At 58.3% G+C, this 10,497-nt stretch carries 14 protein-coding genes; 6 read left to right on the forward strand and 8 right to left on the reverse strand.

Features of this window, described 5'->3' with window-relative positions; genetic code table 11:
* Positions 1-18: 18 nt before the first annotated feature.
* The 7 genes from TRL7639_RS20760 to TRL7639_RS22925 all read right to left on the reverse strand — a co-directional run bounded on the left by TRL7639_RS20760 (position 19) and on the right by TRL7639_RS22925 (position 3,270).
* Positions 19-207 (reverse strand): hypothetical protein, encoded by a 189-nt coding sequence (locus tag TRL7639_RS20760; protein WP_085797812.1) that lies wholly within the window; start codon positions 205-207, stop codon positions 19-21.
* Between the two features lie 62 nt (positions 208-269).
* On the reverse strand, positions 270-563 hold the full coding sequence (locus tag TRL7639_RS20765) for a hypothetical protein (RefSeq protein ID WP_085797813.1): 294 nt from the start codon (positions 561-563) through the stop codon (positions 270-272).
* A 106-nt stretch (positions 564-669) separates the two neighbouring features.
* Entirely contained in the window at positions 670-1,008 is a 339-nt protein-coding gene (locus TRL7639_RS20770; RefSeq protein ID WP_085797814.1) for a hypothetical protein, read from the reverse strand.
* Positions 1,009-1,275, reverse strand: coding sequence for a hypothetical protein (locus TRL7639_RS20775; protein ID WP_085797815.1), 267 nt, complete (start codon positions 1,273-1,275; stop codon positions 1,009-1,011). It lies immediately after the preceding gene.
* A gap of 9 nt (positions 1,276-1,284) precedes the next feature.
* A complete protein-coding gene (locus tag TRL7639_RS20780) occupies positions 1,285-1,842 on the reverse strand; it encodes a hypothetical protein (protein WP_085797816.1) in 558 nt (185 codons plus the stop codon).
* Between the two features lie 233 nt (positions 1,843-2,075).
* Positions 2,076-2,540, reverse strand: a complete 465-nt coding sequence (locus tag TRL7639_RS20785) for a hypothetical protein (RefSeq protein ID WP_085797817.1) — start codon at positions 2,538-2,540, stop codon at positions 2,076-2,078.
* A gap of 118 nt (positions 2,541-2,658) precedes the next feature.
* Positions 2,659-3,270, reverse strand: a complete 612-nt coding sequence (locus tag TRL7639_RS22925; RefSeq protein ID WP_133057685.1) for a hypothetical protein — start codon at positions 3,268-3,270, stop codon at positions 2,659-2,661.
* A 553-nt stretch (positions 3,271-3,823) separates the two neighbouring features.
* Between TRL7639_RS22925 and TRL7639_RS20795 the strand changes: the two genes are divergently transcribed.
* From TRL7639_RS20795 to TRL7639_RS20820, 6 genes are all read left to right on the forward strand, one after another.
* Positions 3,824-4,336 (forward strand): DUF805 domain-containing protein, encoded by a 513-nt coding sequence (locus tag TRL7639_RS20795; RefSeq protein ID WP_085797819.1) that lies wholly within the window; start codon positions 3,824-3,826, stop codon positions 4,334-4,336.
* A 68-nt stretch (positions 4,337-4,404) separates the two neighbouring features.
* Complete coding sequence (locus tag TRL7639_RS20800) at positions 4,405-4,689, forward strand: hypothetical protein (protein ID WP_085797820.1); 285 nt, start codon at positions 4,405-4,407, stop codon at positions 4,687-4,689.
* A 100-nt stretch (positions 4,690-4,789) separates the two neighbouring features.
* Positions 4,790-5,575: a hypothetical protein gene (locus TRL7639_RS20805; RefSeq protein ID WP_235820473.1), complete on the forward strand. Its 786-nt coding sequence runs from the start codon at positions 4,790-4,792 to the stop codon at positions 5,573-5,575.
* On the forward strand, positions 5,575-6,096 hold the full coding sequence (locus tag TRL7639_RS20810) for a hypothetical protein (RefSeq protein WP_085797821.1): 522 nt from the start codon (positions 5,575-5,577) through the stop codon (positions 6,094-6,096). Before TRL7639_RS20805 ends, TRL7639_RS20810 begins: the two co-directional genes overlap by 1 nt.
* Before the next feature lie 74 nt (positions 6,097-6,170).
* Complete coding sequence (locus TRL7639_RS20815; protein WP_085797822.1) at positions 6,171-6,383, forward strand: DUF3955 domain-containing protein; 213 nt, start codon at positions 6,171-6,173, stop codon at positions 6,381-6,383.
* Positions 6,380-6,763 (forward strand): hypothetical protein, encoded by a 384-nt coding sequence (locus TRL7639_RS20820; protein ID WP_085797823.1) that lies wholly within the window; start codon positions 6,380-6,382, stop codon positions 6,761-6,763. Before TRL7639_RS20815 ends, TRL7639_RS20820 begins: the two co-directional genes overlap by 4 nt.
* Positions 6,764-7,033: 270 nt before the next feature.
* Here the strand turns inward: TRL7639_RS20820 and TRL7639_RS20825 are convergent, their stop codons facing one another.
* The gene (locus TRL7639_RS20825; protein WP_165759865.1) at positions 7,034-10,438 is read right to left on the reverse strand and encodes a VCBS domain-containing protein; all 3,405 of its coding nucleotides are present in this window, start codon (positions 10,436-10,438) and stop codon (positions 7,034-7,036) included.
* Between the last annotated feature and the right edge of the window lie 59 nt (positions 10,439-10,497).

Below are 10,497 nucleotides of genomic sequence, written 5' to 3' on the forward strand. Positions count from 1 at the left end.
AACGACGCCTGAGGCGGCTTAGCCGGTTGTCACGGGCTCGGGCCAGATCATATTTAGCACTAACATAACCACAAAGACGATAATGCAGGCGATCAGCGCGCGTTTGGGGCGACTTGCAGTCTTCGCGAAGCTGGTTCGCTCCACGGCCATAACCGTGACGAAGATGACCAACACCGTCACGATGATGCGGGAAAGATCGAGGTCCATTCTGGTCTCCTGAAAGGGTCGTTTGTCTTGGTCCGGCCCCCGAGGAGCCGGACGCGCTCAGATCAGCAATCTCCGGAAGGCAGCATCTTTACCGAAGAATAACGGCCATCCGATGTTACGATCTCGGCGCAGGCCCCCGTGGAACGGTTGAACCAATAGGCCGTCAGGCCCTCGGTCCGGATCAGCTCATAGCCGAGGCTCTGGATGCCCATCTCGGCCTGGCCGGCCTTTGCGCCTTCGAAAGCCATCAGGTTGCTGTCGCTGCCGACCGTCGGCATCGCGGTATCACCGCCGGTGTCCTGACAGGCGGCCAAGGCGCAGATCGCGGCGACCAGGCCGAGAGTGTTGAGTTTCATGGAAATCCCTCCTTCGTTTTTTGTGTACAATCCAGGCGTCTCTGCCTGTTTTGGGGCCGCAGATCCAAAGTGGAGTATCGTCGCGAACCCACGGCCAATCGCTCAATCAGCTACCGTCCTGCAGCTTCTGCATGAACTCGGCGCATTGATCGGCACTGCCGATGATCTGCTCGCCTTCGGGCAGTTCCGTCTTGCCCGAAACATTCTGGGCGGCGCGGTTGAGCACCTGGTCCACATGCTCCGCGGTGAGCAACCCCTCTTCCTGCGCGGCCTGAACGGTGGCGCAGATGCCAGAGGACAACCCCGTCGCCACGCCGACGCCCATCATCGCGCCGCCTCCGAGGCTGAGGCCGCCCCAGCCACCGACCCCAAGGCCGACGACGAGGCTGATGATTGCAATCCCTGTCTTTCCCATGTTCCGTTCCTTGTTTTTGTTGTCAGTCACTTAGGTCCGCCGCCCCATCCGTCCACAGACCAGCCGCAACAGGACGAGGTTGAGAGCCGGCGCCGCCGCCGCAAGCCAGGCCCAGAACGGCTCGGGAAAGCGCTCGATCAGCAGGTTCCAGGGCAGCCCGAGCGGGATCAGGAAGACTCCCGAGAGTGGATCTCGCGCTGCGCCGAACCATCCAAAGGTGCCAACAAGGAACACGAACAGAGCCAGCAAATAGGCCGCCAGAAACAACCCGACGATGATCCTGCAGGCTCGGTTCATGGCCGCCGGTCACTCGATCCCGAAGATCACGTTGTAGCTTGCCTCGGAGCTGCCATTGTTGACCACCTCGATGACGTGATCGCCGGATTGCCAGAGCTGGCCGCGATATTCCTTGTCCGGCGTCATGAAGTCGAGCAGCGCCGAGCCATCGGGATTGTAGATCAGGTAGCCGAGGCTTCCGCTCCGTGGTGCTACGCGGACATAGAGGAACTGGCCGTCCTGCGCGCCAAGCACGTAGCGCGTAGAACTGCCCGGCGCGAGCGAAGCAGAGATCTCCGCGCCCGTGGTCCCGGCATCAAAGCGCACACGCTGGGTGTCTGTCGTCGGCTTGGACGCCCCCGATCCCGCCATCGCGCCGCCGCCATCGTCAGCACCCTCCACGACCGACAACTCGCCGATTGCGCCATCCTTGTAGGCAATGCAGCGCCAGATCGTCCCGCCGCCGTCCTTCAGCATCACGAGGGTTCCGGCTTCGGAGAACTCCGAGCTCAACACGGTGCCGGACGCACCATCCGGCCCGCCAACAGTCCTGAGCTGGTCGATACAGGCGTTGTCTGCATCGGACATGGCAATCGCCTAGCCAGCAAGCAGGGGAGTTGCGAGTAGAGATATGTAAGTGAAGAAGGCCAAGTGGCGCATGTGCTTCCTTTCTGGAAAACCGGATTCACAACATTTCCGAGCCAAACACCCGAGCGATTTTCACTCAGCCTGCAATGCGTCCCGATTCGAGACAAGCGGTTTTCCACATCGTTCGGGGAGGTTCGCCCCGGGACCAGACAGCACGCCTGCGCGTAATCACGCTAGAGTCCGTCCAGCCCGAGGCCTTGGGCGAGTGACCCGGCTTTGTCCCTGGCCAATGCAAGGACGAAGCGGTCGCCCACAATACCCTCGGCGATGTTGACCGAGCGCACCAGGATTCCATCCACCCGAATGTCGAGTGTGCCGCCAACAGAGGCCTTGCTGAATGCCGCCAGCGCCGCGGCAACGTCGGGTGCCAACCTCAATTCGACCAACCACTGGCCGTCCGGATCTTCGCGCATTTCACCGCCGACAACCCCCTGTGCCGCTATCACGATCTCTCCAAGATGAAGGGGTGCCGCGGCCTTTTCAACCACGCATATCGGGTGGTCGCCGGGATTCTGGCCGCCGCCCAGATCAAGGCACTGGTCGAGATACGCCGCTTTCTGGAATTCCGAGCCGACCCAGAAAGCGACCCCAGCGGTCGTGATGGCGATGGCAGTTCCAACACTTCGTTTCCAAGGCATCAATAGGCCTCCTATCGTGAAAACTTGCCAATGGGTTTTTGATGCCCAGTTTGGCGCACCAAAGCGGTGTCGAAAGTCTCTAGTCTAGACTAACCCGCTATGTACTGCGCCGCTGCCCTTACTTCAATCCTAGTCGCTGAACAGCAATCGGCCCTGGAGTCAGGTTCTCTCTCCATAAATCCCAGTCTCCACCTGCTCCCATGTAGCCGGAGTAAAGCTTTGCCACGAGCTCTGGATTGGCTGCTATCTCTGACCACGGAGTACTCGCCATCAGGGGGTGACTTTTCTTCAACCACTCGAGGTAAGTTGCCGCTTGCCAGTCATTTAGCCCGGGCTGTTCTGAGAAATACGCCAATGCATGCGAAAAGCTTTTTGCACTGGTTGTTCTGAGGACGACGAAATTGTTCTCGACTGCCCAAGGCAAAATTGCCTCGACGGTTTGGGCTTTGATGCGGTATCGGCCTACTGAAAAATCCATTTTGTATGCGATTTCGGGTGAGGTAAATACAAGAACATCCTGTGCCTCTTCTGCCAGCTGGCGAACTATTGACCGTTCTTCATATGATCTTCTTTCCGCTTCTCGTACTGTCGCAAGTATCGAGGTCGGTACAGGTGGCGGATAGAGTTCAAACTCAAGCGATGCCAACCAATGGGCGCGCTCTTTCATTATTAACAGGGCTGCGCAAACGCCCACGAACACGCCAAGAATGATCCAAGGAAAGTTGCTCATTGATTTAGCTAATACCCATAGCACGCCGCGCGTAAACCGTCTTGTCAATCTTCCCCACCGAATGGATTTCGTCGATTGGGTTGGTAAAGGCGAGCTCAAGGTTCTTGTCCACGACAAGTCTAGTCCACTGGATATCCCGATTGTGGCGATGTGAATGACGACTTTTCACGCTGTTTCTTGATCTGTTAGAAATTGCAGCAAACGTCTGCTTCCCTTCTTGCACTCAAATGCCGCAATCTATGTTTTTTGGCAACGTTGGGTTGATCTGACACGGTCAATCGATGCATTGACTACGGCTAACATCAACGCTGAAAGAGATGCCGTTGGTTTTTGTGTTTTGAAGGGACGCTGTCCGCGCAATTCAGACTGTAGGGGTCAGTAGATGGGGGCACGGTTTGGAGGGGCCACAACTTGTCTTGTGTCAAGGCACCAGGCGCAGGTTCTTGAGTTCATGCAACTACCACACCCCCCTAAAGCTCTTTACTTTTGCTTTGCTCACGCGCTGCTATAAATATTAACACATGTGAAATTAACTAACTCCACGGGGGAGCAGATGGATTTTAGCGACGCGATCAAGACATGTTTTAGAAAGTACCTTGTGTTTTCAGGGCGCGCAACACGACCGGAGTACTGGTGGTTTGTGCTTTTCGTCGTTGTAACGAGTGCGCTCTTGGCTGTTGTTGACAGCCTTCTTTTTGGTTCCAATCCTGAAGCCGGTGAAGGCAGACGCGTGTTCTCCAGCGTGTTCCAGCTTGGTGTTGTGATCCCTATGCTGGCTGCTGGGTGGAGACGCTTGCATGATACCGGTAGGCCTGGATGGTATTTGCTGCTTCCCATGGCTCTTAGCATTGCAACCATGGTTATGCTGATGACAGGTGTTGTGGCATTTTCGGTTCTGGAACAGGGTGTTAATGATCCAGAGGCGCTTAGAGGTCCAGCAGCATTGTTGGGAGGAACAGGAATTTTGGTAGTGTCCATTCTACAGCTGATCCTGTCGGTGTTGATGATCTGGTGGTTGACCCGGCCATCCGAAAGCGGAACGAATGTATACGGTCCACCAGCATAACTTCAGACAAAGAACAGAAGACGTTGAATAACCTGCGGCGCCACTAAACTCAATAAAGGAGAGAAAAAATGAAGAAGTATGGCGCTCTATTGGCAGGTGCAGCCCTTGTCTTGGTGACTGCTTGTGATGAACAGGCGGTTCAATCGATGGGAAGCACAGCGGCGGCTGAACTTAACTGTGTCGCCAAAACGAATGAAGTTGTGGGTGTTTCAGGGTCCAGCGTATCTGATGTGACCAAACTGGAAGACGGATACAGCGTCCTGATGAAAGTTCCCGAAGCTGAACAGCCTTGGGTTTGTGAAACCGACCTGGCAGGAAATGCCAAGACAGTATTCTATCTCGGTGAAGGTTAACCACTTTCCCCAAAGGAGAGCCGGTCAACCGGCTCTCCACAATCGCCGACCGATTTCCCGGCTTTCAGAAATCCCAATATCAGTTCTCTAAGGAGGCAAGATGAAGCACTATATCATGATCGCCGTGGGCACTCTGGCGCTAACCTTAACGACGGCAAATGCGGCCTCCGCCGAATGGGCTTACAGTTCCACCCCAACACCCAACGCCTTCGTTCAGACCAGTAACTCGACATTGGAACTGCAATGTGATCGTATTCGTTTTGTGCCTGCTGGCTATGAAGACAGTCAGGATATCGTTGCGAAACAGGGTATATCAATTCGCTTTATGGAAAATGGAACGACCGAAGCAGGGTCTTTCCAGGCAGGACGCGAGAACGCTGACCTGCAAATCGTAGACAATTATCCCGTCGAAGTGGCCTTCAAAAATGCTGAAGATTATAGCTTTGTGCTGGAACAACTTGCGGCAAATGCCTCGGTCAACCTGTCCATGTTCGATCAGGACGTCACTTATGGAATTTTCGACCTGAAGGGCTCCGGTTCGGCGATCAAAAAGCTTCGTGCCGCGTGTGGAGGGAGCGCATCCACTTCAACCTCAACGCAGTATGAGGCACCAGAGGGCGTTGTTTATTGCGGTGGCGGTGGGATCAAACGCCAGATCGAATACGTGATCCTCGACACCCCGGATGGCGAATGGGATGCCTTGCTGCCTGTGAATGGCGAGGTGACCCGCGCGATGACAGCCTACAGTTTCTTTGGCAATACAGAAGCACCGCAGGGGTTCGTCGTCGCGCTCCTTGGCGAGGATCGATCGGAGGCGCTGGTGTTCAGTGATGGTGGCGATGACTGGCTGGAGTATGGGGATTACCGGTATGACAAGTGCAACTGATGCCCCGGCGTGACGTGGAGCCGCAAAGGGAAGCAGCCAAATCCTTGAAGTTTCTCGGGGTTTGCGCCGCATCCTGGCTTGCTCTGATTTCGCCGGCATCGTCCGCCGATGTGTCGGATCTGCCCGAACATCTGCAGGAGAAAGTCGAGAGGGCCCGGCAGGCTTGCGGCGATTTCGAAGACGGCACCTTCCACCTCGAATGGGGGGCCGTTGACCGGGTCGATCTGGACGGCGACCTGACCCAAGACTGGGTGCTGAACGAGCGCGGCTTCTCCTGTTCGACGGCCGCATCGCTTTACTGCGGCACCGGTGGATGCATGTCGCATTTCCTCGTGGAAGATGTCCTCCATTCCCTGTTCAACCAGGGATGGGGCCTGGCAGATCTCGGGCCGAACCGGGTTCTTCTGGCGGATGTCCACGGCTCGCAATGTGACGGCATCAACCCGACACCTTGTGTGACCGCCAGCATATGGGACAGCGACGAGAAACAATGGCGAACGACTGCCGCCGAGTGGGAGTGACGCGTGGAAAGATCGATCGACCGCCCTGAAGCGTTTTGCACTCCTCCGCGCGGCGTAGGACGGAGCGTACGGACATGAGCAAGCTGACGGTCATCTCTCTTGTATTGCTGGGCCTTGCGCTTTGGGCGGGATACGCCGCGCAGGGATCATATATCGATGAGGATGGCATCCTACAGGAGCCGTTCCACCTGCTGGCCCTTGGCTGGTTTTTCGTCCTCTCCGGAGTCGTTGCGCTGGTTGGCGCCCTTGTCGTCAGGATTATCAAGAACTGGAGGAACCCCAAATGAAAAACCCTCTCACGCATCGCGTTTCCTCCGCGGACCGATCCGTGTCGTCGATTATCGCAAGCAAGCGCGTGAGCGCCCCGATCACTGCCGGCTTGCTGCTCTGTGTCGGCATGATCACCGGTTGCAGTGAGCCGACGGCGAGGGGTGGGATCAGCGAGCCGGATCCTGAACTGGTCTTTGTGCGAGGCTACCGTTCCACTGATGACGACTGCAAACTCACCGGCGAGTCCGCCTTCACGGTCGAGTTCCTGGATGATGCGGCAGACCTCGTCACATGCTCGACCGGGAGCGCTGCGGCAGCGACATTGATGTCCGAAACCTCGGCCTCGATGGTCACGCAGACCAACAGCTACACTCTCTACTCCGTTCCGCGGCGGTGAACCGGCATTGGAGGTGGAGGACACCAGGCCCTTCAGTCTCTGCAAGGGCTTTGCATGGCCGCTCATGGCAATCATCGCCGACGCTCTCCAGGAGATGGAGGCGACCCGTGAAAAACGCTGGAACGAAACCGACAGGCGGCGACCCCCAAAAACCCTTTGAAAGGCCAGTCATCTCTGCGCCGGCTTCAAGCGGAGCCAGAAATCGCCAGCATAACGACGCTCTGAAACATGCATCCTCAGCAACCGCGGCCTTCACTGGATGGCTTCCATCTAACCCGAGTTGGTCGATGGGTCGTCATCTTCCGGCAATGGAACAATTGGGTCATCCGGTGGAAGGTCGGCCTCCGCGTGATCGCTCGCTGCGTCCGAGCCAGGAACTTCTGCATTCACCGGATCATCCAGCGTAGTTGGATCCACCACAGGGGCGTCAGTCGACATGGATGCATCGACCCCAAGAGCAGTAATGTAAGGGTTAGCGTGATCGTAATCTTGTGAGGGTGTCGCAGTGTCGGACTGCTGGTTCGCCCCAATCGCGTCAAGATAGGGGTTCACCAGGTCGCTATCGTGAGGAGAGTGGACACTTTCGCCCAGATGCTCGTCGGGAACCTCGGGACCCTTGCCTTCGTGAAAATCGGGGGCGTCGGCGCTGTCCGCTCTTGCTGCAACGGATGCGCCATCCAAGTCGCTCAATCCGAGTGCGTCGGCTGTCAGGTCCTGGGAACCAGAGTCGAGCGTAACCTCGAAGGTCGGCGCGGCGTCATCTGGAGCATCGTGCTGCGTGGGCGCGACAGGCACGATGTCTATGCCCATCAAGGTCGTGTGATCCACATGATGCCCACTGTTTCCGTGAACGCTTTGAACATTGATGTTGACCTGTACATCCGCGTCCGAAGTATGTGTGCCATGCTGGAGAATATGGAACGTGTCGGTGTGACGCCCAGACGTCGCTCCGCTACCACCCTGTTTGATCACCGCGGATTGCGCTTGGTAGTGATAGTCGAAATGGCCGGTTTGCGGGTTGATTGTCAACGTTCCGTACTGACCCTGAAGAGACAGGGTACTCTGACCATGACCGTTGTCGATCGCCCATCCCCCGACCCCTCCGGTAAGGGTTCCGGAGAGGTGCGTCGTTCCCGAACCATGTACCTGCGTCGCGGTTGGGGGCGTAGCAGCCGCGGTAACGTCCAGTGTTGCCGTGGTCGAGCTGGTTGTATGTCCGTCAGTGACCGAGATCGTTACCGGAACGTCTTTGTGACTGGTGCCAGCGGCCGGCGTGAAGACCCAGTTTCCGCCAGATTGATGGAAACTTCCGAACTGCGGATCGACCTGAACATCCGAAATCGATAGCTGGTCGCCACTGTCCACATCGGTCGCATGCACCACCGAGAGCAGGTCGCTGGTTGACAGTGTCCTGCCCGCTCCAGGTTGAGTTGCACCCAGATCCCCCGGTTGCACCACCGGGCCGTCATTGGTGCCGGTGACGGTGATGACGAGATTTTCGGTGTCGGTGGCGCCGGCCTTGTCGGTGACGGTGACGGGGATGGTGACCTGTTGCGTCGCGCCCGCGGCGAGGTGCTGGTAGGCCGCATCCGTGGGATCGAAGCTCCAGGAGCCGTCGGTGCCCAGGGTGAAGCCGGGCACGGGGTTGGCCGGGGCAAAGCTGAGCGTATCGCCGGTATCAACATCCGTGGCCGACATCTGGCCCGTCACGGACTGGCCGTCTTCCGTCGCCGAGGCCGTTGCCGCCGTCAGGACCGGCGCGTCATTCGTGCCGTTGAGGGTGACCGAGACGGCATGCGTGGTTCCGTCGTCAGAGGTGACCTGGAATGTATCGGTCAGCGTCTGGCCCGGGCCGAGCGCCTGCACCGCGCCCTGGCTGTTGTCGGCGGCGTAGCTCCAGGTCCCGTCCGGCGCAACGGTAAAGCTGCCATAGGTGCCGGCTGCGCCAGTCTGGCTCTGGAAGGCCTCCTGGAAGCCTGCGAGATCGGGGTCGGAGATGGTCAGCTGTCCGCCAGTGGTCAGCAGGCCCGAGGACGAGACATGGCTGTCCTCGGTCACCGTGCCAGCGCTGGTCCCGGCGATCACTGCGCGGTCGTCGGTGCCGTTGATGGTGACGGTGATCGCCTGCCGGGTCGTGCCGCCAGACGGGTCGGTTGCCGTGACAAAGAACTGTTCGGTATGCGTGTCTCCCGTGGTCATCGCCTGAACATCCGGCCGGGTGTTGTCCAGTGCGTAACTCCAGGTGCCATCCGCACCGATGGTCAGCGCGCCAAAGCTGCCGGTCTGCGTCCCGGCTGTGAAGACGGGCTGACCGGAATCGATATCCGTTATGTCAAGCTTCCCGCCGGTCGTGAGCGCTGTGTCCTCGGTCACCGCGCCGGTATGGGTTCCCGTAACAACCGCCGCATCGTCAGTGCCGGCGATGGTGATCTGCACCCTTTGGGTTGAAACCGAACCGTCAGTCGAGCGCGCGGTTATCATGAACGTCTCGCCGCCGAAAACGCTGCCGCCGGCCAGGTGGTCCGCGGCATGGGGATCAAGCCTGTAGCTCCAGTGTCCCGCCGCGTCCGAGGTAAACGTGCCATAGGCCGTATGGGTTGTCTGCGCCACGAAACTGACACTGTCTTTGGTATCTGCATCATGCGCAAGCAATTGCCCGCTGGCCGTCATGCGCGTATCTTCGACGACCGATGCCATGGGCGCGGTCGGCGCATCGGGCGTGTCGATGATCACGCTGTCTTCGTGCCCGTGGATCGTCACGTTGACCGGAACGCGGGTTCCGTCGGCGGTGACAAAGGTGACGGAATCTGTAAGCTGCTCGCCGTCTTTAAGTCCTTGGATCAGCGGGTTGGAGTTGTCGGCGTAGTAGCGCCACTTGTCGTGGCCGTCCGCGCTGTGCGTCGTCTGGAAGGTGCCATGCGCGCCTTGCAGATAGGATCCGAAATCGGCGGGAATAGCCTGAAACACGCCATTGATTTCCGCCCCGACGATTTTTTCTTCTCCGGCGCCGTCCACATCCGTGACATCGGCATTGTTCCACCCCGTGGAAATCCTGCCGGCCGAGAATTGCACGTTGTCTTCGGTCACATCGCCGGTTGTTGCTCCGGCGAACCGCGCGGCGTCGTTGGTGCCGTGAATGGTGATGACAAGGTTCTGCGTATCTGTTGCATGCGCGCTGTCGGTTACGGTCACGGGGATCGTGATCTGCTGCGTATCGGTCGCTGACAGATGCTGATAGGCCGCGTCGGTCGGATCGAACGTCCAGCTTCCGTCGGACTTCAGGTCAAATCCCGGCGGCTGCGCACCGCCAAGGGTATAGGTGAGCGTGTCGCTGCTATCGACTTCGGTTGCCGACATGCGGCCCGACGCCTTCGCGCCATCCTCGGTCGCCGAAGCCGTCGATGCCGTCAGAACCGGCGCATCGTTGGTTCCGTGGATCGTGATCCTGATCTGATGGGGCGTGCCGTCGGCGGAGCTCACCCGATATGTGGCATGGCCTTCTTCACCGGCGGCTAAACGTTGAACGGCTGCATTAGAGTTGTCCACCGCATAGTGCCAGTTTCCATAGCGGTCCATGTGAAGGCTTCCGCCAAAAGGATCGGATACTGCGTTTTCCCCCCAAACGGAGTAGCGGAAGTGGTTCGATGCGGTGCCGTCAGGATCTGATACGCTCAAGGTTCCACCGACAGAAATCGGATGTGCCGAAGATGGTCCGACATTCTTGTCTTCGGTCA

It is taken from the genome of Falsiruegeria litorea R37, from assembly GCF_900172225.1.
GTDB classification, from domain to species: Bacteria; Pseudomonadota; Alphaproteobacteria; order Rhodobacterales; family Rhodobacteraceae; genus Falsiruegeria; species Falsiruegeria litorea.